The organism is Streptomyces olivochromogenes (assembly GCF_001514115.1).
Taxonomy (GTDB): Bacteria; Actinomycetota; Actinomycetes; order Streptomycetales; family Streptomycetaceae; genus Streptomyces; species Streptomyces olivochromogenes.
The window spans coordinates 209702-230560 of the sequence record NZ_KQ948451.1 but is presented as its reverse complement, the minus strand read 5'-3'; the positions used below and the strand labels follow the sequence as shown (position 1 = coordinate 230560).

At 69.8% G+C, this 20859-nt stretch carries 17 protein-coding genes and 10 pseudogenes; 10 read left to right on the top strand and 17 right to left on the bottom strand.

All coding sequences use genetic code 11. The features are described 5' to 3' along the window. Positions 1-220 precede the first annotated feature (220 nt). The 3 genes and pseudogenes from AQJ27_RS51605 to AQJ27_RS01085 form a co-directional block, all read right to left on the bottom strand. Positions 221-613, bottom strand: a pseudogene (locus AQJ27_RS51605) (transposase); the annotation flags it as partial. A 302-nt stretch (positions 614-915) separates the two neighbouring features. Further along, the gene (locus AQJ27_RS01090) at positions 916-1566 is read right to left on the bottom strand and encodes a response regulator transcription factor (RefSeq protein WP_067360243.1); all 651 of its coding nucleotides are present in this window, start codon (positions 1564-1566) and stop codon (positions 916-918) included. Next, positions 1554-2837, bottom strand: a complete 1284-nt coding sequence (locus AQJ27_RS01085; protein ID WP_067360241.1) for a sensor histidine kinase — start codon at positions 2835-2837, stop codon at positions 1554-1556. The genes AQJ27_RS01090 and AQJ27_RS01085 overlap by 13 nt, the downstream gene beginning before the upstream one ends. A 135-nt stretch (positions 2838-2972) precedes the next feature. On the opposite strand from AQJ27_RS01085, the gene AQJ27_RS01080 reads away from it, so the two are divergent. The 3 genes and pseudogenes from AQJ27_RS01080 (at position 2973) to AQJ27_RS51595 (ending at position 5544) form a co-directional block, all read left to right on the top strand. Beyond that, positions 2973-3488 (top strand): hypothetical protein, encoded by a 516-nt coding sequence (locus tag AQJ27_RS01080; RefSeq protein ID WP_067362581.1) that lies wholly within the window; start codon positions 2973-2975, stop codon positions 3486-3488. 53 nt (positions 3489-3541) lie between these two features. Beyond that, positions 3542-4258, top strand: coding sequence for a class I SAM-dependent methyltransferase (locus AQJ27_RS01075; protein WP_096239674.1), 717 nt, complete (start codon positions 3542-3544; stop codon positions 4256-4258). Positions 4259-4729: 471 nt separating this feature from the next. Next, positions 4730-5544, top strand: a pseudogene (locus tag AQJ27_RS51595) (IS5 family transposase). A gap of 15 nt (positions 5545-5559) precedes the next feature. Here the strand turns inward: AQJ27_RS51595 and AQJ27_RS56235 are convergent. The 6 genes and pseudogenes from AQJ27_RS56235 to AQJ27_RS60470 all read right to left on the bottom strand — a co-directional run. Next, positions 5560-5718 carry a hypothetical protein gene (locus AQJ27_RS56235; protein WP_159064308.1) on the bottom strand — a complete coding sequence of 53 codons (159 nt, stop codon included), beginning with the start codon at positions 5716-5718 and terminating at the stop codon, positions 5560-5562. Between the two features lie 655 nt (positions 5719-6373). Next, positions 6374-7008, bottom strand: a pseudogene (locus AQJ27_RS54520) (transposase); the annotation flags it as partial. A gap of 124 nt (positions 7009-7132) precedes the next feature. Further along, complete coding sequence (locus AQJ27_RS01050) at positions 7133-7915, bottom strand: alpha/beta fold hydrolase (RefSeq protein ID WP_067360233.1); 783 nt, start codon at positions 7913-7915, stop codon at positions 7133-7135. Between the two features lie 137 nt (positions 7916-8052). After that, a complete protein-coding gene (locus AQJ27_RS01045; RefSeq protein ID WP_067360230.1) occupies positions 8053-8760 on the bottom strand; it encodes a DUF317 domain-containing protein in 708 nt (235 codons plus the stop codon). Positions 8761-8851: 91 nt separating this feature from the next. Further along, positions 8852-9163, bottom strand: a complete 312-nt coding sequence (locus tag AQJ27_RS01040) for a low temperature requirement protein A (RefSeq protein ID WP_067360228.1) — start codon at positions 9161-9163, stop codon at positions 8852-8854. Positions 9164-9203: 40 nt separating this feature from the next. Beyond that, a pseudogene (locus tag AQJ27_RS60470) lies at positions 9204-9299 on the bottom strand (NAD(P)-binding protein); the annotation flags it as partial. Between the two features lie 132 nt (positions 9300-9431). Between AQJ27_RS60470 and AQJ27_RS01035 the strand changes: the two are divergent. From AQJ27_RS01035 to AQJ27_RS01025, 3 genes and pseudogenes are all read left to right on the top strand, one after another. Then, entirely contained in the window at positions 9432-10130 is a 699-nt protein-coding gene (locus tag AQJ27_RS01035) for a TetR/AcrR family transcriptional regulator (protein ID WP_067360226.1), read from the top strand. A gap of 56 nt (positions 10131-10186) precedes the next feature. Continuing rightward, positions 10187-11710: an FAD-dependent monooxygenase gene (locus AQJ27_RS01030; protein ID WP_067360224.1), complete on the top strand. Its 1524-nt coding sequence runs from the start codon at positions 10187-10189 to the stop codon at positions 11708-11710. A gap of 185 nt (positions 11711-11895) precedes the next feature. Further along, positions 11896-12159, top strand: a pseudogene (locus AQJ27_RS01025) (DUF5655 domain-containing protein); the annotation flags it as partial. A 160-nt stretch (positions 12160-12319) separates the two neighbouring features. Here AQJ27_RS01025 and AQJ27_RS01020 read toward each other — a convergent pair. Then, complete coding sequence (locus AQJ27_RS01020) at positions 12320-12706, bottom strand: winged helix-turn-helix transcriptional regulator (RefSeq protein WP_067360220.1); 387 nt, start codon at positions 12704-12706, stop codon at positions 12320-12322. 104 nt (positions 12707-12810) lie between these two features. Between AQJ27_RS01020 and AQJ27_RS01015 the strand changes: the two genes are divergently transcribed. Continuing rightward, the gene (locus AQJ27_RS01015; RefSeq protein WP_067360218.1) at positions 12811-13434 is read left to right on the top strand and encodes an NAD(P)-dependent oxidoreductase; all 624 of its coding nucleotides are present in this window, start codon (positions 12811-12813) and stop codon (positions 13432-13434) included. 259 nt (positions 13435-13693) lie between these two features. On the opposite strand, the gene AQJ27_RS51585 is transcribed toward AQJ27_RS01015, so the two are convergent. Continuing rightward, positions 13694-13951 (bottom strand): hypothetical protein, encoded by a 258-nt coding sequence (locus tag AQJ27_RS51585; protein ID WP_235613423.1) that lies wholly within the window; start codon positions 13949-13951, stop codon positions 13694-13696. 90 nt (positions 13952-14041) lie between these two features. Here AQJ27_RS51585 and AQJ27_RS58345 point away from each other — a divergent pair. Then, positions 14042-14341, top strand: a pseudogene (locus AQJ27_RS58345) (transporter); the annotation flags it as partial. 646 nt (positions 14342-14987) lie between these two features. Then, a complete protein-coding gene (locus AQJ27_RS01005) occupies positions 14988-15905 on the top strand; it encodes an endo-beta-N-acetylglucosaminidase H (protein WP_067360214.1) in 918 nt (305 codons plus the stop codon). Positions 15906-16139: 234 nt separating this feature from the next. Here AQJ27_RS01005 and AQJ27_RS01000 read toward each other — a convergent pair whose 3' ends face one another. From AQJ27_RS01000 to AQJ27_RS00980, 5 genes and pseudogenes are all read right to left on the bottom strand, one after another. Next, positions 16140-16331, bottom strand: coding sequence for a hypothetical protein (locus AQJ27_RS01000; RefSeq protein ID WP_067360212.1), 192 nt, complete (start codon positions 16329-16331; stop codon positions 16140-16142). A 257-nt stretch (positions 16332-16588) separates the two neighbouring features. Beyond that, a pseudogene (locus AQJ27_RS00995) lies at positions 16589-17755 on the bottom strand (hypothetical protein). Beyond that, positions 17752-18210, bottom strand: a pseudogene (locus AQJ27_RS00990) (hypothetical protein). Before AQJ27_RS00990 ends, AQJ27_RS00995 begins: the two co-directional pseudogenes overlap by 4 nt. A gap of 37 nt (positions 18211-18247) precedes the next feature. Beyond that, entirely contained in the window at positions 18248-19354 is a 1107-nt protein-coding gene (locus tag AQJ27_RS00985) for a hypothetical protein (RefSeq protein ID WP_067360210.1), read from the bottom strand. Further along, positions 19347-19643 (bottom strand): annotated as a pseudogene (locus tag AQJ27_RS00980) (glycosyltransferase); the annotation flags it as partial. The gene AQJ27_RS00985 and the pseudogene AQJ27_RS00980, both read right to left, overlap by 8 nt. Before the next feature lie 72 nt (positions 19644-19715). On the opposite strand from AQJ27_RS00980, the gene AQJ27_RS00975 reads away from it, so the two are divergent. Beyond that, positions 19716-20498, top strand: a complete 783-nt coding sequence (locus AQJ27_RS00975; protein ID WP_079064720.1) for a TIGR03084 family metal-binding protein — start codon at positions 19716-19718, stop codon at positions 20496-20498. A 203-nt stretch (positions 20499-20701) separates the two neighbouring features. On the opposite strand, the pseudogene AQJ27_RS51575 reads toward AQJ27_RS00975, so the two are convergent. Continuing rightward, positions 20702-20859 (bottom strand): annotated as a pseudogene (locus AQJ27_RS51575) (transposase); the annotation flags it as partial.

Here is a 20859-nt window from a genome sequence, read left to right as displayed (position 1 = left end):
ACCCTCCGGAACGTCGACCTCGGGCCTCGTCAGTTCACTCATTGCAGCCTCATCACTCTCCGTCGGAAGCCGTCGCACGGACCAGCCGGACACATGGACACTCCATGCAGCAGATGGCCACGCTACCGAGAATGCCGGCCCCCGGAGCACACCAGATCCAGCGGCCATACGTGATGATCTTTCGCACAGCCGATGATCGCGACCGCCACGCACAGGTTACGCGTTCGACCGTGTTGCGTTGCTTGTAGGTCTCGCGGTCGAAGGCGGGTGGCCTGCCACCCCGGCTGCCGCGTCGCAGACGGTGGCCGCGTTGATCGGCCGGCACGGGGATGACCGCCTGGATGCCGCGCCGCCTGAGGTGTTCACGGATGGCCCGCGACGAATACGCCTTGCCTGCGAGGACTGCCGCTGGCCGGGTCCGGGGCCGTCCACGCCGTCGGGGAACACGCAGCCGCGCCATCACGTCAGCGAAGGCAGGCGCGTCACCGGCCTGTCCGGCGGTGAGATGGAAGGCCAGGCGGACCTCGCCGAGCAGCGCGTTCTCGCCGCCCGAACGCGCAGCCCACAGGCGGCCTCGGCCGCTCCCGGCCAGCCCTCCCCGGCTCCGGCCGACTCCCACGCACCGGCGCCGCCGAACCCGGGACGAAGGCGCTGACGCGACGACCGCCCTGACATCACGTCCGCTCCGGACAACAGCCGACCGACCAGCCCGAGCCACCGCGCCCAACCCCGAAGACTGCGAGGACACCAGCGATGACCAGCCCCACCCATGCCATGGCCCTGCGCACGACGGCCACCGCCTTCGGCACCCAGCGCGGCAAAGCCTGGTGGAGAGCACCTGTCCGAAGGCGCCGCATTCCCCACTAAGTGCTGCTCAGCACCGTTGTCGACTGGGCATGCGGGCGTGATCGCGCACTATGCGGTCGCAACGCCCAGGAAGCGCAGCACCGCTAGGACGCGGCGGTGGTCGGCGTCGGCCTTGGGCAGGTCGAGCTTGGTGAAGATGCTGTTGATGTGCTTGGCGACCGCGCTCTCGCTCACGACCAGCTCGGCGGCGACGCCGGAGTTGGACCGGCCGCCCGCCATCAGCTCCAGCACCTCCCGTTCGCGCGGTGTCAGCCGGTCGAGCGGATCGCTGTGCCGGCGCACCAGCAGCTGCGCGACGACCTGCGGGTCGAGCGCGGTGCCGCCGGCCGCCACCCGGCGTACCGCCTCGGCGAACTCCTCGACGTCGGCGACCCGTTGCTTGAGCAGATAGCCGACGCCCGAGGTGTTGGCGGCGAGCAGATCGGCGGCGTACCGCTCCTCCACGTACTGCGACAGCAGGAGCACGGCGGTACGCGGGTACTGGCGGCGGATCACCAGCGCGGCGCGCACTCCCTCGTCGGTGAAGCCAGGCGGCATACGCACGTCGACCACGGCGATGTCGGGCCGGTGCTCCTCGACGGCCGCCAGCAGCCCTTCTGCGTCGGCGACTTGCGCGCACATCTCGAAGCCGGCCGCCTCCAGCACCTTGACCACGCCGATGCGCAGCAAGAGGGAATCCTCGGCGATCACGGCGCGCACGGCAGCTCCACGGTGATGACGGTCGGGCCCCCGGCGGGGCTGCGGCAGGAAAACGTGCCGTCGACGGACGCGACGCGCTTGGCGAGCCCGGCGAGCCCGGTGCGGCCGGCCGCCGCTAGATCCGCGCCGCCCGCTCCGTCGTCCGCGACGACCACCAGCAGTGTCTCCCCGATCCGCTCCACGGTCACGTCCGCCCGGGTCGCCTGGGCGTGTTTGACCACGTTCGTCAGGGCTTCGGAGACCACGAAGTACGCGACGGCCTCGACCGTGGGTGAGGGGCGCTGCGGCAGGTCCACCGCCACGCGCACCGGGATCGGGAGGCGGGCGGCGACCCCGGACAGCGCGGCGTCGAGGCCGCGGTCCTCAAGGACGGCCGGATGCAGGCCGCGCACCAGGTTGTTCAGCTCGGCGATCGCCTCCTTCGCCTCGCGGTGCGCCTCGTCGATCACCTTGCGGGCGTCCTCCGGCAGGTCGCCGAGGGTGGACCTGGCCAGGCCCAGGTTGACGGCGAGTGAGACGAGGCGCTGCTGTGCGCCGTCGTGCAGGTCGCGCTCGATCCGCCGCCGCTCGGCGTCGGCGGCGTCGAGCACGCCGGCCCGGCTCTCGGCGAGGTCGGCGACCCGGCGGGCGAGCTTCTCCGTGCGGCTGGGGCCGAGCAGGACCTCGGCCGCCCGGGTCTCCAGCCGCACCAGAGCGCCGGTCAGTCGGGGCCCGAGGAACAGCAGGGCGAGACCGCCGGCGGTGATGTACGCGGCCTGCGTGGTGTACCCGACGTCGGTGACCCGCCACTGCGGGGGCAGCGCCCAGATCCACACGTAGATGGAGGCGGCCACGAGAGCGACGGCCCAGACGGCGAGGACGGCGAGGTCCAGGACGGCGAGCAGTGGACCCGCCACGGCGTGGTAGCAGACCTGCCGCCACAAGGCCCGGCCGGTCAGCCGGCGCACCGCCGACTTCCAGTTGCGTCCCGGCCCGGGTACGGCGGGGCGCGGGAGGTCCTTGCCGACGAGCGCCCGGTAGCGCCGCCGCTGCCCGACGGTCAGCAGGGGTGTCACCACGAGCGTGAGCAGCACGGGCAGCGCCACGAGCGTGAGCAGCACGGGCAGCGGAGTCACGGCCGGCACCAACGCCGCCATCGTGCCGAGCAGCCAGAGCCACAGTGGCACCACGGCGAGGTGGAGCGGCAGGCCGGCGGCGACGAGCGCGGTCCGGTGTCCCGCCCTGCGGAACGGCCGGCCCAGCACCAGCTGCAGCCACGTCGTGAGTTGCATGCGTCAAACGGTAAAGCCGCAGGCCATCCCCGTGCCATGACGCTCCCGCCCGGTTCGGGGGTGCACTTATCTCCACCCCGGGTCGGAACCCTGCGTGACTGACGGCGCCCTGGTGTGCGGCGGAGGGTGGAGCACGTGAAGGGGAGAGCCGGCGGGGAGCGGGGGAAGACGATGCGTCAACTGGTGTTGCGCGATGAGGAAGTGGCCGGCGCCGAGGACTTCGACCGCGCCGAGGTCATCCCGCTCCACGAAGAGGCGGAGGAGCCGCGCCCGGCGCGGGGCATGCGGCGGGCCGGGTGGCTGCTGGTCGCCTGCGGGCTCGCCCTGCTGCCGTGGCTGTACGTGCTGGCCACCGGCCTGCCGGCCACCGCGACCGCGGCGCACTGGCCGGTCGCCTGGGTCGGGCTCGACGCGCTGGAGGCGCTCGGCCTGATCGCCACCGGCCTCCTCGCCGCCCGCGGCGACCGGCGGCACGCCCTGGCAGCCGCCGCGACCGCGACGCTGCTTGTGGTGGACGCCTGGTTCGACACCACGACCGCGGCCCCGGGCGGCGACTTCGTCACCGCGGTCGCCATGGCGCTCGGCGCCGAGCTGCCGCTCGCCGCGCTGTGCGGCCGGCTGGCGCTGCGGGCGCTGAGCCGGCCCGCGTGACGCCGACCGCCCGACTACGTACCACGGACCGAATCGATCCACCGGAGAACACCATGCACCGCATCACCACCGCCCCCGTCGCCCCGATCCTGGCCCGGACCCGCTGGGCGGTCGCCGCCGGCGCGGGCGCCGCGTTGGCCGCCGCCTGGTGGCTGGGCGACACGGCGCCCTATCCGTACGCCCAACGCGGCCTGCTCGACGTGCCGTTGCCGTTCCTGACCGCCGACCGGATGGACGCCGTACTGCGGCCGCGGCTGGGGGAGCGGATCCTGGAGATCGGCCCGGGGACGGGCCTGCAGTCGCTGCACGTCGCCCCGCAGCTCGGGCCGGAGGGACGGCTCGATGTGCTCGACATCCAGCAGGAGATGCTCGACCACGTGATGTGCCGCGCCGAGCGCGACGCCCTGGCGACGATCAGGCCCACCCGCTCGGACGCACGTGAACTGCCCTACGCCGACGGGACATTCGACGCCGTATACGCCGTGACCGCGCTCGGCGAGATCCCCGAGCCGGATCGGGTACTGCGCGAGGCGGCACGGGTGCTGGCACCAGGCGGGCGGCTGGTGATCGGTGAGTTCTTCGACCGGCACTGGATCCCCTTCGGCCGGCTGCACCGGCTCGCCGACGCCGCCGGCCTCCACCTGACCGAGCGCCGCGGCCCAAGCCCGGCATACCTCGCCCGCTTCCGACCCTGCGGAGCCCACGCGCCCGTTCGCCAGGGCGAGCACCTCGCCGACGGCGACCGGGAAAGCGACGACGGGAGAGCGTGAGCACCACACGCAGGGACCGCGATCACCGAGCTGAACAACCTGGTGCGCGGTAGGCCGCTCCAAGAGGCGAGCGGGCTCCGCCCCAACCGCGGCCAGCCACGAAAACTGCGGCGCCCCCGCAAGGTGAGAGGGGAGTCCTGCGGCTTCTGCTGCGTGATTCCGGTCTCCGATCGTGCTGGGTCCTCTCCGGCAGCAAGCCCGGGCGGCGGCGATAAGGCGGGTGCGTCCAGCAGCCCCGCGGAGTTCTGCGAGCGGGCCTGTGGTGGTGCAGTGCCGACTGGCCCATTCAGCGCGGTTTTCGGCGGTGCTACCCAGCCACAGGTGAGCGGGGCTGGTGTAGGCGGTTTCTTCTGGGGGGGGGCGACCAGGCGGAGATCGGTGAGTTCCTGCGGCATGAGCTGGAAGACCACTTCGGTCTCACCCCTCTTCCGTCAGAGCCGGAAGCGATGGCTGCCCGGGTGATGTCCTGGGATCGAGCCGTTGCTTCCGGACCGGACACTGAAGCGGGGTGGCCGGTGGCGGGACCACCGAGAGGTGATCGACGCCATCGCCTGGAAGTTTCAGATCGGGGCACAGTGGGTGCAGCTGCCGGAGAAGTACGGCAACTGGCGGGGGGTCTACAACCGGCTGCGGATGTGGTCCGCCGATGGCACATGGGAGCGGGTGTTCACCGCGCTTGTGGCACAGGCCGACGCCGACGAGGAGCTGAACTGGGTCGTCTCGGTGGACTCCACGATCGTGCGAGCCCATCAGCACGCGGCCGGAGCCCGCAAAAAGGGACCCCGGCCGACGAGCCGTACGACCACGCCATCGGCCGGTCCCGTGGCGGACTGACCACGAAGATCCATCTCGCGGCCGATGGCAACTGCCGGCCCCTGGCCTTCCATCTCACCGCCGGACAGGCCGGTGACGCGCCTGCCTTTGCTGACGTGATGGCGCGGCTGCGTGTTCCCCGACGGCGTGGACGGCCCCGGACCCGGCCAGCGGCAGTCCTCGCAGACAAGGCGTATTCGTCGCGGGCCATCCGTGAACACCTCGGGCGACGCGGCATCCGGGCGGTCATCCCCGTGCCGGCCGATCAACGCGGCCACCGTCTGCGACGCGGCAGCCGGGGTGGCAGGCCACCCGCCTTCGACCGCGAGACCTACAAGCAACGCAACACGGTCGAACGCTGCATCAACCGCTTGAAACAGTGGCGAGGCATCGCCACCCGCTACGAGAAGACGGCAGCCATCTACCTGGCCGGACTCCACGTTGCGAGCATCTTCCTCTGGTCAGCCAGGTGATCCAAACGAAACCGCCTAGGTGAAGGCGCTGGCCGGGTCGCCAGCGGTGAGCAGGGCGGGCGGTGTCCGTTGCGGCGCGGGCCGGCGATCGGGGGTGGGCAGGGTTGCGTGGGCGAGGTCGGTGTCGCTGAGTTCGTGGTGGATCCCGATTTGGTAGAGCGTGCACTGGGTCACCGACAACTCGTGGCGGGGTCCGGTCGTGTGAGTGCGGGCCAGGCGTCGGGCTGTCTGCTCGGCCAGGGTGGCTCAGTCCTGGGCGAGGAGCGGCTGGCGGGCCTGGGCGGCGGTGTGGGCGGCGGTCAGCGCGATCGTCCCCGCCGCGTCCCAGGCGGTGGGGACGGGCCGGGAAGCCGCGGTCAACTGGTGCACTTCGTGAACCGCGAGTGATGGTGATCGGTCGGCCATGCCTTGGGGAATTTTGCGCTGGTCGAGGTCCTGCTCCGCTCCGCCGACATGTTTCCGATGGCCCATCATGTGGAGTGCGTGGCGATCCTAGAACCCATCACAAAGGGCGCCTGGCCTGCAAGTTCGGGTGGTGTGTGTTATGTCTGCTGTGGGTGTTACGGGCGATATATTGACGCTGAAATGACGCTCTGCAAGGCATCTTGTCGCTCATTCTGATGGGTCATCAGGCGCATTGCGCCGCTGGTCAGGCAGTCTCCTGGATGCGCGGGTGTGGCAAGTTGCCGGGAATTGCCGAGCGGTCTTTCTCCGCCACCTGCGCATAGTGCCAGTAGGCTCTTCGTCTGCTGGTGGTACACCATCTGCATGGTTCTGACCAGCATAAATGCGCTGTGTGGCTGGATATGGGGAGAGGTTGGCCCGGGTATGGTCCGGATCTTGGGAGGGGGACCCGACCAGCGGTCTCAGTTGCTTTGCTGTTCCGGGGGCAGGGCTGCGGGCTATCCGCGTCCTGACCTGCGGTCAGGACGAATGCCAGCGGGCGGCACTTGCGGTCGGCGGCGAGATGGACCTTGTTGGTCTGTCCACCCCGCGAGCGTCCCAGGAGAGCGGCCTTCAGTCGGACTTTTCGCCGTCGCCGGACGCGTCGTCGCTCTCCCTGTACGGGATCGGTCCCGGCGTTCTGCCCGTTTCGTCCTTCGAGGCTGCCCCTTTTGACCTAGGCTTCTCCTCCTCGGCGGCAGCCTTCTCGAGGGCGGTGAGGACGTCTTCGTCCAAGTGCATCCCGGCAGCGTCGTGGTGAGCGCGCGCGGTGGTGGAGTCGACACTGACCAGGGAGACGTCCACCTCGCCCTGCTTCGCGGCCTCCGCGGTCATTCCCTCCAGCAGGGCCTCGAAGACACCGGCATCGCGCCACTGCCGGAAGCGGTTGGACACGGTCGCCCAGGCGCCGAACTCGGCCGGCATCTCCCGCCACTGCCCGCCGGTCCGGAACCGCCAGATCACACCCTCGAACTGGTGCCGCAGCCGCTCGGGATACGGGCCATGCCTGCCGATCGGCAGCTACGGGCCGATGAACTCCCGCTCCACATCCATGAGTTGCGCGCGCGTCATTCGAGATGACCTACTGGATCAAGCCCTCCCGCAAGGGCCGATCCCGTAGATTGATCAAGAGTCGGTACACGCCCTAACGGGCGAGGAACGGGGTCAGTGCCGCGCTGAGTTCGGCGGGCGCGTCCATGGCGATGAGGTGCGCGGAGGCGAACTCGACCAGGGTTGCGCCGGGGATCTCGGCGGCGTAGCGGCGGGCGATCTCCTGGAAGTCGGCGACGTCCAGCTTGCCAACGCCCACCAGAGTGGGGACGGAGATAGCAGCGAGGTCGCCGGTCGCGGGGCCCTGGGAGTGCTCGCCCACGACGGCCTGATTCTCCAGCGAGGTCCGCAAGGGGCCGCGGAGTTGGTCGGCCAGTCCGTCGGCCACGTCGTCCCAGCCGCGGGCGGGTCCGCGCAGCCACATGTCCAGGTTGATGCGGACGGCAGCGTCCACATCGCCCGCCTCCAGGGCCGCCGTCTCGGCCTCGTCGTACGCAATCATGTCCTCGGACCAGTGGTAGCGCGGCCAAGGCGCGGCGAGCATCGCGAGGGAGTGCACCCGGTCCGGGTGGGTGAGCGTGAAATCCAGGGCCACGCGGCCGCCCCAGGAGGCGCCCACGAGCCGGACACGTTCGTGGCCGAGATGGTCCAGAAGACGGCGCAGGTCGTCGGTCTCGCGGAAGGAGCCACTCGGGGGCGCGGACCTGCCGAAGCCGCGCAGGTCGTACCGGATCACGGTGTGCCGTTGTGCGAGTGCGGGCACGACCGCGTCCCACATGCGGTGATCGGCGACACCGGCGTGCACGAGCACGACGGGCGAGCCGTCACCGACTAGGTCGTAGGAAAGATGTCCAAATTCGTCGTTGAGCATGAGCATGCATGGATGATCGCAGGGCCATCATGTATGAGCCACCGAGAGCGCAGATCAGGCTATGCGCGATCTACGGGATCGACCCTAGTGGGAAAGCTTGATCCTCACTGGGGCCACCTCTTGATCAGGACTCGATACGCGCCCTAGCCGTGAAGACTCCCAAACCGATCCAGGACGTCGTCACCTCGCCAGGGTGGGCAGTCACCGGCCCCGCCTGGGGGTGCCGGTAGCGCGGGCGTCACGTCGGCCTGGATCGTGCGCAGTGCCGGGCCTTCCGGAGGCGTCGATCGAACGGTGCGTACGCCTTGACCTTCGGCGAGTTCGAAGGCGATGTCCTGGAGAAGGAGGGTCGGGAAGTGCGCGGACAGTTCCAGGGCCCAGGTGGGCTGGTGGACGGCGTTGCCGCCCCACACGGTCCAGGTCGGCAGAGCGCTGCCGGGGTGCTGTCCTGCGGCGAAGGCGTCGAACTGGATGCCCGCGGCTTCTTCGCCGGCGGCCTCCCATCGGATGTAGCGGCCTTCGATGGTCTGCTTCCAGCCCGCGTCGGCGAGCGGGCGCGTCGCCTGCGTGATGGTGGTCTCCCTGAGGCTGGCGGCCGGTCCCCATGCTGACTCGCCGGCCGCGGAGTTGAGCATGGCGAGCACGATCTCGGCGGGGGCGGAGGCTGTGGCGGTGGCGTGCCAGAGGCGCTCGCTGACCGGCGTTTCGTACGCCGCGAGCGTCCAATTGGTATCGCGCCCTTGGGCCTCGTGGTCGAAGAGTGCCCGAAGGGTGAGTGATTCGTGGTTGGCGACGGTGCTGTCGTCGTCCCAGGTGCGTTGCCTGTCAAGTTCCGCGTGTTGGGCTTCCATGGTCTTCCCTGTCCCGCCCTCACATTTGGAGTCCCACCCTGTTTCGCACGATCGAGCTTCGATGTGATCACCCCGACCGGGCTCCGGCACGTCAGCTGCGGGAGCCCAGGCGGTTGCGAGATGCGCCCAGGCCGGCCGGCGGAGCGGTGAGGGCGCCGTTGGTGAGGCAGTGAAGGAGCAGCACCAGGCGCGGCGGGAGGGCGGCCTCGCGCAGGTTGGGCACCCCGCAGTATCCGTGTACGAGGGAGAGCCTCCAGATGGACACCAGCAGGAGGAAGCCGGCGAGCCCGAGCGCTCGCAGGGTGTGATCCCAGTTTGCTTCGGAGCCCACCATCACGAGCTGGGCGACGCCCTCGCCGAGCACGATGATGGTGAACACGCCCAGCCGCTCGCCCAGGTGCACCGGGTCGACGCGGGCTCGTCGGCACCTCGGGCGAGGCTTCCGCCTCGTAGACCGCGACCGGTATGCCGTGGACGTGCAGGGCGCGGGCCAGCGTGAGTCCGCCGAGCCCGGCTCCGACGATCGTGACGTGGTGCATGACGCCCCTTTGCTCTTGCGGCCGGCGTTGGCCGACCAACACGTTGATGCACTGTTCCAAAGTGGGACCGTATGCCACTTTGGTACGGCGCACTAATTTGGATCGCTGTACCAAATGTGGCATCGTCGAGGTATGACGACGCGAGCACGCCGACCACAGCGGCGCAACCAGGTGCTCTCCCGGGAGCAGATCATCGACACTGCGGTTGAGATGCTCGATGCGGGCGGCGAGAGCGCGCTGACCATCCGGGCGCTGACCGAACGGCTGTCCACCGGTTCCGGGGCGATCTACTACCACGTGGGCACCCGTGACGAGCTGCTCGACACGGCGACGGAAACCGTGATCGGTGCGGCGCTGGCGACCCGGCCCGCCGGGACCGCGGCCACGCCCGGGGACGAGATCCGTGTCGTCGCGCTGGCCCTGTTCGACGCGATCGCCGCACATCAGTGGCTCGCCACGCGGTTGAGCCTCCAGATCATCCGGAATCCGGTCGGCCCGGTGACGGTGGGGATCTTCGAGCGGATCGGCGGGCAGGTGGGCGCTCTGGGCGTGCCGCGAGCCTCCTGGTTCGACGCGGCCTCGACGCTCGTGCACTACATCCTCGGAGCCGTCAGCCAAAACGCCCGCATCGAGGGGGACACCTCAGGGATCGACCCCAGCGGGGATCGCGACGAGTTCTTCGACGCGGCGTCGACGGCATGGCAGGGGCTCGACCCGGAGGCGTACCCGTTCATGCACGCCATCGTCGGCCAGATGAGAGAGCACGACGACCGCGAGCAGTTCCTCACCGGCATCGCCGTCATCCTCGACGGCCTCACCCATCTGTGCTGACCCCGGCCGATCTGGCCGGGCGACCCCATCGTTCGTTTCGCGAAAGGACACCTCTCATGCATGACGTCGTGATCGCCGGTGGCGGCCCGGTTGGTCTGTTCTTGGCCAGCGAGCTGGTCCTGTCCGGCTGCTCGGTTCTGGTCCTTGAGCGGGACCCGGAACTCACCTCGCCCCTGAAGGCGTTCCCGCTCGGGCTGCGGGGCCTGAACGCCGGGTCGGCCGAGACGTTCTACCGCCGCGGCCTCCTGGAAGCGATGGCGCAGGCTTCGGGAGTCAACCCGCAGAAGGTGGGCGCGGATCCGGAAGCGGTCGAGGCGCCCGACCCTCGTGAGCTGAGCCATTTCGCGGGCATGACGCTCGACGCGGCCGACATCGACACAGCCGCCCTCCCGTCTCGGTTGCCCAGCCCGGCGATGGAGGGGTTCATGACGAGCCTGGAAGCGGTCGGATCGGTGCTGTCCGAGCGGGCCACCGTGCTCGGAGCCGAGATCATCCGGAACGCTCCCGTCACGGCCGTGGCGCAGGACACCGAATCTGTCCTCGTCACGGCAGGCTGCCAGGAGTACCAGGGGCGCTGGCTGGTGGGCTGCGACGGCGGGCGCAGCGCCGTACGTCAGCTCGCCGGCTTCGAATTCGTGGGCACCGAGCCGCTGTTCACCGGCTACGTCGCCAAGGTCACCTTCGCCGATCCCGAGCAGCTGCCGCTCGGGTTCAACCTCACGCCGAACGGCATGTATCTGCGTACGCCCCTCGAAGGGTACCTGGGCATGATGGACTTCGACGGCGGCACCTTCGACCGCTCCCAGCCGCTGACCCGTGAACACCTCCAGACGGTCCTGCGCCGCATCAGCGGCACCGACGTGACGCTGAGCGAGGTCCATCTCGCCTCCAGCTTCACGGACCGCGCGATGCAGACGACGACGTATCGCGAGGGCCGGGTGCTGCTAGCCGGCGACGCAGCACACATCCACTCGCCCCTGGGCGGCCAGGGCCTCAACCTCGGCATCGGCGACGCCGTCAATCTCGGCTGGAAGCTCGCCTCCACCGTGCGTGGCTCCGCTCCCGAGGGTCTGCTCGACACCTACACCACCGAGCGGCACCCCGTCGGCGCCGCCGTGCTCGACTGGTCCCGCGCCCAGGTCGCGACCATGAAGCCGGGCCCCAACGCCCCCGCGCTGCGTCAACTCGTCCACGATCTGATGAGCACCACCAACGGAACGACCCACGTGTACCGAAAGACGTCGGGGCTGTTCAACCGCTACGACCTGGGCAGCGAACACCCCCTCATCGGCCGCACCGCCCCGGACTTCCGCTTCGAGGACGGCACTCGCCTCGGCGAACTGCTGCGCCAGGGGCAGGGAGTTGTACTCGACTTCAGCACCGACCGTGCGCTGCAGGTCGCGGCCAAGGGGTGGGAAGGCCGGATCCACTACGCGGCCGGCCCGGCGCGCGACGACCTCGGGCTGGGTGCCGCGCTGATTCGGCCTGACGGCGTCGTGGCCTGGGCGAGCGAGCCCGCCCCGGATCGCGACGCGTTCGAGCAGGCGGCTGCCCAGTGGTTCGGCGCGCCGCAGAGCTAGAACGAACGACGGCTGCCCGGCCCTGCTCCAGACGCGGTGCCGTTCAACCGCTGCGGATCGACCTCCCGCGCGCCGGAGCATCAGCGTACGTAGGATCTCACACTACCTTCACGTCTCCACAGCCCGTCGCGGAAACAATCCCGCACCCCCTCGGCGTTGATGATCTCCGAGCCGAGGAGGGGAAGGTGTCGGGCCTGAAGCTGTTTCGCACGGACACTACGAGAAGCGGCGTGACCGAGGTCATGCCGCGTCTTGCTGAGGTCGAGGCAGATGTACAGGGTCTCGTCGAGACCCACATGGAGACGCTGCTGGGCGTCCGGTTCCTGGCGAGCGAGCACTGCACCGGGGCGGTGCACGGGGGCCGGATCGATTCGCTCGGGCTGGACGAGAACGGCTCGCCGGTCATCGTCGAGTACAAGCGCGGTGTCGACGCCGGCGTCCTCTCTGAACTAGTCGTCTGAGACTGCGGATCCGGCCCTCCCCGCGTCTGTTCATTCGGTCGGAGCCGTTGGAACAGCTACACCCGAGATCAATTCGCTGCCCGACAGCCCGTAAGCGGCGGTCGGTGTGAGCCTGACTTCTTGCAGCGCAGGACCACTTCGCGCCGCGTTATCCGGCGCGGTCGAGGCGCGTGGCGTCGTCGTACGACTCGCGGGCGTTGAGCAGTTCGTCCCAGTGTTCCTCCGTCCAGGCGCAGGCGACGGCTATCGGTTGGAGCATGCTGCGGCCCAGCGGCGTCAGTTCGTACTCGACATGCGGGGTGGCCTCGGCGTAGACGGTGCGCTTGACCAGACCATCTCGCTCGAGGGACCGCAGCGACTGGGTGAGGACCTTGGGCGTGACGCGGCTCAGCGGCACACGCAGCTCTGAGAACCGGCGCGGCCCGTGCTCAAGGCAACGGATGATGAACGCCGCCCACTTGTCACCGAATCGGATCGGGTTGAGCGAGGAAGGGCACAGTTCGTCGAACATGTCGGCGGCAAGGGGTTCCCTCATGGCCTCACCCTAACCCCGGTATCCCAGCAGTAACCACGGCCTTCGATAGCGTCCGAGAACCGGCCGAGGCGCACGGGCTCCGGCCCTGTCGAGAGGTGGTTCTCATGAACATCGTGGTCTTCGGCGCAGGCGGCCGGGCGGGGCGGCAGGCTGTCGTTGAGGCGCACCGACGCGGCCACCAGGTCACCGCCGTGGTGCGCGACCCCGCGAGCCACAGCGACCTGACCGACGTGCGGGTCGTGGCGGGCGACGTCACGGACACCGTGAGCATCGAGCATGCGGCCGCCGGGCATGACGCCGCCATCAGCGCCGCCGCGACCCTGTCCGTGCCACCGCACGAGTTCTTCCCCGTGTCTTCCCGTGCTCTGGCCACCGGCCTGGCGAAGGCGGGCGTGCGCCGCCTGGTGGTGGTCGGGCTCGCGTCGGTCATGCCCGGTGCGTCCGGTGTTCCCCTGATGGACGAGCCCGGCTTCCCGGACGAGTTCCGCGTCTTCTCTCTCGGCCACGCGGCGGGCCTCGATGAGTTGCGGACGTGTGACCTGGACTGGACGTACATGGCCCCGGCGGGCGACTTCGACCATGAGGGCACACGCGCCGGCCGGTACCGGATCGCCGAGTATGGCGACCCGGCCAGCCGAATTACGTATGAGGACCTGGCGATCGCGCTTCTCGACGAGATCGAGGCGCCTCGCCATCACCGCGCCGCTGTCAGCGTGCGGGAGGCGTGACCCGAGGTCCACAACACCCGGGGCCTGAGGTGCCGCTCCAGTGGAGCGATCACCCCTGTGGTTGAGCCGCGTCGCCGGTGCTCGCGGCGAACTCCGCGAGGTTGGGGATTCCCAAGAAGACGGGCGAGCGCTACGGATGGCCGCTGCTCCCCTTCGTGTCGTCTGGCTGGCGGCGGCCGGAAAGGAACAGCGGCCTGTTCCTCTGCCTCATCCTTGAATCCGTTGGTCAATGGGGCGGGACGTTGCGGCAACGCGGGCATCATTCCGCCTGCGATGAACGGGGCTGGCAGGTAGAGGAGTCGGGGCCGCTGATCACAGGGAAATCGAGGTCAACGACGCTGCGACTGGAGGAGTTCCGGCCGAGCTGGGCGAGTTTCTCCTCAGCTCCGGCGAGGCTGACGTTGAGCCCTTCGACCTCGCCGAGCCATCCTTCGCGTTCGGCCTCGGCGATGCGGGCGAGAAGGTTGTCGCGGATCTCGACGAGTTGCTCACGCTGGGCGGGGTCGGGCCAGAGCATCGGGCAGCGCACGCAGGCGTGTTCGTGGATGCAGGAGGTGCCGAACGCGCGGCCGCATGCTCCGATGGAGACTTTGCGCCGCTCGAAGTGGCCGACTCGGTCGACGAGGTGCTGCTCGGTCTCGGAGACGGCGTCAACCGAGTGGATCGCAAGCAGTACCGGGCGTATCAGCGTCTGCGGAACTTCGCCTGCGTGTGCCCGCCCCAGCGGAGCAAGGTCCTCGTCTACCTCAAGGTAGACCCGAAAGCGATCGACCTCGTGCCGGGGTTCACTCGGGATGTATCCGGCCTGGGCCATCACGGGACAGGCGATCTGGAGGTGCAGCTTCGCACCGGGCGCGATGTCGAGCGCGCGCGGAAATTGTTCCGTGCGAGCCACGCGGCGGTGTGACACGTCTGATGGGCGCGTTCACGGCGCCCATGGGCAGTCAAGTTTTGTGTCTCGGGCGTTCCTTACGACGGGCAGGCAGGTCGTGGCGGTGGACTATCAATGATGCGGGTGATCGCCGGTTTGGCCAACCGGCGATCTGCTGCTACATTGCGCCCTTCCCGGACGGCGTGGTGACTTGCCTGCCGCTTGCGTCCGCTGCTCCAATGTGACCGAGGGCCTGGGAGCACCCGGCCGCGCGATATGCCGCCCCCGTTCTGGCATTTCGCCGTAGGCGGTCAGAACGCTTTCCCTTGATCATGTTCGTCTGTGGTCAGTTGAGTTGTCGACGCCGTGTCGTACGGGGGCCGAGATGGCGCGAAAGACCCTCACATGGCTACTTGTATCCCCGTCCTGCGGAATGCCCTGAAGGACCGCCAGCGCTGCACCGGCGAGTCCGTCGCCGGCCTGGGCCGGCGCGGCAGCGCAGCGTTCTAGTAACTCCCTTGCCGGGTACCAGGGTTACGGTGCGACGTACGTGAGTGGGAGTCGTGAAGAGTTCCCGGATGGTTCTGGGGGTTCGGTCACGGGAACGGAAAGATCCGGGGGGCTTTCTCGGCGCTCGCGGACAGGTCGGGCGCCGCTCCATGCGATGGGAGACCGATCAACGATGTTCACTCCGGTGCGGAGCAGAATACGGACGGCCGCGCTCGCGCTCTCGGCCATTACGGCCCTCGCCTTAGGCGCGACCGCCACGACCGGCGCGGCAGCGGCCCCCGCTCCCGCGAAACAGGGACCAACCTCGGTGGCGTACGTCGAGGTGAACAACAACAGCATGCTGAACGTCGGCAAGTACACCCTCGCCAACGGCGGCGGCAACGTCTTCGACGTCGCAGTGATCTTCGCGGCGAACATCAACTACGACACGGGCACGAAGGCGGCGACCCTGTACTTCAACGAGAACGTGCAACGCGTCCTCGACAACGCCGCCACGCAGATACGGCCGTTGCAGCAGAAGGGCATCAAGGTCGTCCTGTCGGTGCTCGGCAACCACCAGGGCGCGGGCTTCGCCAACTTCCCCTCCCAGCAGGCGGCTTCGACGTTCGCGAAAAAATTGTCGGACACCGTGGCGAAGTACGGCCTCGACGGCATCGACTTCGACGACGAGTACGCCGACTACGGCAACAACGGCACCGGCCAGCCCAACGCCAGCTCGTTCGTGTACCTGGTGTCGGCACTGCGCGCCAACATGCCGGACAAGATCATCAGCCTTTACAACATCGGCCCGGCGGCGTCGCGCCTGTCCTACGGCGGCGTCGACGTCTCGTCCAAGTTCGACTTCGCCTGGAACCCGTACTACGGCACCTGGCAGGTCCCCGGCATCGCCCTGCCCAAGTCGAAGCTGTCGCCGGCGGCCGTCCAGATCGGCGGAACCTCACAAAGCACGGCCGCCAACCTTGCCCGCCGCACGGTCAGTGAGGGGTACGGCGTCTACCTGACGTACAACCTCGACGGCGCCGATCGCAGCGCCGATGTCTCCGCGTTCACCAGGGAGCTGTACGGCAGTGACGCCCACTACACGCCGTAGGCCGACCCCACTCCCCGGCGTCCGTCCCCTCGGGGCGTGCTGCATCCCGTAGGGCCGCGCCTCGGGCAGGCCACGCTTTCGACAACGATGTCGGAGGCGCGGTCGCCCCAGGTACCGTGACCTGCGCTGTACCAAAGTGCCAACCATCTCCCTGATTCTGTGCTTCCGGCCGCGGAAGCTGGTTGGCATCAGTGCAGGTCACGAACGTCGCCCGATGCCAACTAGCAATCTTCGTCATAGCAGCACGCTCGGCCACAGGGCTCGCAGCCCTGCCTCCAGGGACGGGGTCGTCAGACCGCCGGCGACGACGATGGCCGTGGCGAGGACCGGTCCGCTGTACGGTCCGGTCAGCGGAAGGGCCACCAGGAAGGCCGCGTTGAGCACGGCGGCCGGAAGGTGCACGGCCGTCTGCCCGTGGCGGTCCATGAGACGTCACTTGACCGGCTGCACCACCGAGGAGGACAGCCCGTACAGAGCGCTGAGCAGTCCGCCGAAGGCGATGCTGCTGCCGCTCGTGGTGGCCCACGGGAGGATGGCGACGGGCGCCATGCGTTGGGGAGTCGGCCGGTGAGGGTGCCGCCGAGGAGGCGGGCGACGTACGGGCTGCCCAGCACCGCGCCGTAGGTGATGCGCGGCGCCGGGGCCGGGGGCGCGGTCGGAGACAACGGGTGCTTTCTCGGGGTCTAGCGGTGGCGGGCGGTCGTGTTGGCGCGGGGTGGCGGCGTGGGCGGGGTGGTGTCCACGGCCGGGCGTGGCCGGGCGCGCAGCACGAGGGTGCGGTGCGGGGGCAGGACGGCGACGGTCGCGCCGAGGTCTTCGGCCGCCTCTTCGACTTCGCGGATGAGGAACTCGATCTGCCGGCCCAGCGCTGAGAGGCGGGCGGCGACCTGACGGCCCTGCACGTTCTCCAGGGCGCTGGCGAACTGGCTGCCCGTTTCCAGGAGTTCCTGCAGGCGGACCATCGGGCCGGCGGCGTAGCCGCGCTGGACGGCTCCGAGGAGAGCGTTCGATGCGTCACCGGCGGTGTGGCCTTCGACGACGTCGAGGATGAGGTCCTGCAGGGACATCTCCGGGGCCGGTGCCGGGCGGTTGAACCGGGAGACGTCCGCGCGCAGGATGCCGGGCGGGACCGGAGCGGGCAGGGCCTTGCCCGCCTCGTACTCGTGGGCGTAGTGCCCGATCACCTGCCAGCCCGGTACCCCCGGATCGCCGCGCAGCGCGATCACCGTCGAGTTGTCGTCCTCGACCAGGTAAGCGAGGGCGATCGGCTGCCCGTCGGCGGCGTACCACGACTCGGTCAGTCCCAACTCGCCGCGCCGCTGCGCGGCCTGGGCCCTCGCGGTTCACATCTGTTGTTCCTCGTCGGTCAGCGGAGCCTTGTGGTGCTGGCCGTCGCGCTGGTCGGCAAGGTTGCTGGCGATGGAGCTGTGGTCCGCCCAAGGGGTGAGATGGGGCCACAGCGCCGCGTGCTGAGTGCGTTCGGCCTGGGAGCCGGGGGCGGCCGGCCGGTCGAGGGCTCGACGGATCTCGGCGGCGGAGGTAGCCAGGCCGTCCAGGACGGCCCGCCACCCGGTCAGGTGCCGGGCGGGTGGCAGCTCGTCGAGCGCGAGGCGGGCGGAATCGAGGAGGGCCTCGGCGTGCGGGGCGAGGTGGGTGGCGTACGCCTCTACCGCCGTCTTGTCGCGGTGGGCTCGTGAGGCTGCGGCGGCGCCCGCGTGGACGGTGCGGCCGTAGCGGTCGCGTGTCATGTCGAGCGCGGCCTCGGTCTCGCTGTCGATGACCGCCATCCGCAAGCGGAAGTCGCGTGCGCCGTTGGCCAGTTCGGGAGCCGGGCCGCTCGCGGGTGTCATCGGGACCGCCCGCCGGTCGCGGCTGTCAAATGGACGGTCGGAGCGTAGGTGGGCTTCGGTGGGATCGGCCGGGCCGCTGGCGGGGAGGTAGCGGGCGGTGCGGAGCGCTGCGTCGTTCGGCCGGCGGCGGCCCAGGCGAGACGGCTGCGGCGCTCCTGGAGTCCGTTGGGCCGGGCGGGGCGTGGCGGGCCGACCGAGAGGGACGGGTCGAGGCGGATGTCGGCCTGCACGGTGTAGCCGTGTTGGCGCAGGTCGTGGACGGCTTGGCGAGTGCGGCGGACTCCGTCGCGCTCAGGCTCGCTGAGCCGTTACAGGCCGGGTTCTCCGGGAACGGGCTCGAACTGCTCGCGCTCCAGGTACCAGTGGGCGAGGTGCGCGGGCAGGTCGGCGGTGAAGGAGACCACGAAGCCGTGTTCCTCGTGGTCGCCGAACGCGAAGTGGGTGCCGGGTCGCAAGGGGGCGGGGTTCTCCTCGGGGCGTGGGGCGGAAGGGTCAGGGCCCGCGGTGCGCGGGCCGGGCCGCGGTGAGGGGACGGGCTGGCGCGGTGACGGGCAGGGCCGGGCGACGGTGGGGAGCGCTGATGCGGGCCTGACGCGAGAACGTTGGGCCGTCGGTGAGCCACGTCTTGATGGCCGGCCAGGCGCGTGCTCGGCGCTCCTGCTCCGGCACGGAACCGCCGTGGACGATCTCGTCGAGCAGGGCTTCGGCATCGATTACGGCGTCGGCCAGACGGGAGAGGGCTGCGGCGTCGTCGGGCCACGGGCTACTCGCGGGTCGGCACCGGTCGAGCAGCGTCGGGGCGTGGCCGACGACGGTCAGGAAACGGCGCCAGGCGTGGTCGAGGAACAACTCCGTCGCGGCGCCGAGGGCGGCGGCGCTCAGCGGGGTGGCGTCGCAGTAGCGGCCGGAGGCGTTCATGGTCTGCCAGGTGTCGTGCTCGGAGCGGATGTCCCCGAGTGCGGCGGCGATGGCTGCAGTCTGGCGGGCGTGGACGGCCTGCTCGTAGGAGGGGAGATACTGGTCGGTGAGGGCCTGGGCAGCCCGTCCGGGGAACGGTGGCAGGACGATGCTGCGCGGGGCGTGGGGATCGCCGTAGCCTTCTTCGAGTCCCTCTGGGGCGAAGGCTCCTACCAGGTAGTCGAGTTGGCGGCCGGGGCGCTCGATGAACAGCAGTGTGGTGCCCTGCACCGTGTCGGTGAGGAGCGCGGCGTAGGGGATGCGCTCGCTCTGGACGGCGCGGCCGAGTTCGCCGCTGTCCCAGATCCAGGGAACCAGGTCATCCTGCCAGGCGGGGTGCGAGTAGATCTCGACCGAGGCGTGCCACTGGCCGGGTAGTTGTTGCGCGAGGTCGCGGGCGGCGTCGCCGATGAACCGGCGGCTGCTCGTGTGCACGCTGGTGCGGTGCCGCTTCGCGCACGTGACCAGATCGACCACGGTGGTCCGGGTGCCGTCCGCGGGCAGGTGCCAGACGCCCTCGTCGTCCCGCTGGAAGCCGCTCTCCGCGAGGGCGGTGTGCGCCCACGGGTACTGCTCGCCCGAGGCGACGGCGACGACCCCGGACTCCCGGCTGTGCGACAGAATGATCTGCGCGTCAGCCACGGACCAGGTCCTCGCGGCGCAGGACGGCGCGCAGGCTGCGGCCGTACGCCCAGGCATGCTCTCGGGCCGCCTCCTCCAACTGGTCGTATCCGACCTGGGCTGTCATCTGGCCGTTCCACTCGCGGTACCTGTACACGGGTACTGGCAGCAGGATCCCGGGGGCGAGAGCGGTGACGCCCAGGGCCGCACAGTAGTCCTCGCCCTGGACAAGGCCGCCCATCGGCGCGGCGCGCACGTGCGTCAGGTCCGGACCCACATGTCCGGGATGCCTCGGGCCCCACCACCGAGTGGGCAGACTCCGGCGACATCGGAGTCTGCCCGCACACTTCGTCTCCGCCGTTGGTCAGGACGGAGTGGCACCATGGCGCACATGTTGAACTACAACCTCGCCGTCCCCGATGTAGATGACGCCGGTGTCCTGTCCGCGCTGGTGGCTGAGGGCGACGAGCTCGACGTCCTGGTCAGGGCAGTGGACGACTGGTCCATACCGACACCGGCACCGGGCTGGACGGTCGCCCACCAGATAGCCCACCTCGCGTGGGCGGACGCGAACGCACTCAGCGCCTTACGCACTCCGGACGCGTTCGGCGGCGAGCTCAGGCGGGCGGAAGCCGAAGGCAGCGGGTACGCAGACAAGGCCGCCGCCGCGGGAGCGGCCAAACCGCGGTCGGTGCTCCTGGACGAGTGGCGGGCCGGCCGAGCGGAACTGGCGGCGGCACTGCGCGACACGCCATGGGACCACGCATTCCCCTGGTACATGTCGAAGGTGACCCCGGCCCTGATGGCGCCCCTTCGTCTGATGGAAACCTGGGCCCACGGGCAGGACGTCTTCGATGCTGTGGGCGTGGCGCACCGCCCGACGGATCGACTGCAGCACGTGGCGTCGCTGGGGGTGTTGGGACGGGCGCTGTCCTTCGCCGCCGTCGGACTGCCTGAGCCGGCGGACCCCTTCCGCGTCGAGCTGACAGCACCTGACGGACGGACCTGGGTGTGGGGCCCCGAGGCTGCCGCGCAACGGGTACAGGGCGGCGCTATCGACTTCTGCCTGTGTGTCACCCGGCGTCGCCCCTGGTCCGAGACCAACATGACGGCGACCGGCAAGGACGCTCAGAAGTGGCTGGAGGTGGCGCGCGTCTTCCTCTGAAAGCGTGTCGGGGTGCCTGGTCATGAGAGACGCGTGACGGTTGCGATCTGCTCTCCAGGCACGGCGACGGCCCCGGAATGATCATGTGGTGTGTGCCAGTGTGACAACTCCGAGGCCGTCAGCGGCCCATGCTCGGCGTAATCAACTGGCCACTCGACAGGCTCTAACTGGTCCTGACAAAGCCGTTGTACGTGGCGGTGGGTGATCAGGCAGACGGCGAGTCCGAGGAATGCTTCGTGGATGTCGTCGCGTCGGTCCCAGCGGATGCGAAGGCGTCGGAAACCGTGGAGCCAGGCGATCGTGCGCTCGACGACGTAGCGGAAGATGCCCAGGCCTGTGCCGTGAGGCTCGCCTCGTTTCG